Source organism: Vibrio sp. 10N.222.55.C6 (assembly GCF_041473395.1).
Classification (GTDB): Bacteria; Pseudomonadota; Gammaproteobacteria; order Enterobacterales; family Vibrionaceae; genus Vibrio; species Vibrio crassostreae_C.
In genome coordinates this window covers 1-350 of sequence record NZ_JBFRSD010000900.1, presented here as the reverse complement: position 1 = coordinate 350, position 350 = coordinate 1, and the positions used below count along the sequence as shown (strand labels likewise).

Here is a 350-nt window from a genome sequence, read left to right as displayed (position 1 = left end):
CTAAAAATCGCCCTGCGTTTAGGGGCATCAGACTTTTTGTCTCACAATGTAACTCTATCGGACTTACTGCCACTCTTGAAGAAAACGGCCTCTGAAAAGCTTGAGAACTCCAGTTACGGAGAGTTTATCTTGTTTTTGAACACCAAAGGAGGGATGGGGGCAACCACTTTAGCGTTAAATACTGCTATTGAGATGGCCACGCAGCACCCTAACGAAGTACTTTTACTCGATATCGATCTTCAATTTGGCGTGATACCTGATTATTTGAACATAACCCCCACTTATAGTGTTTCGGATGCGATCAACAGTTCTAATGATTTGGATGAAATGTCTTTGGGGTCATTGGTAAA

The 350-nt window shown here is 42.3% G+C and carries 1 protein-coding gene; it reads left to right on the top strand.

The window, feature by feature from the left end:
• The coding region (locus AB4486_RS26770) for a CpaE family protein (RefSeq protein WP_372119804.1) at nucleotides 1-350 on the top strand (350 nt) is incomplete at both ends.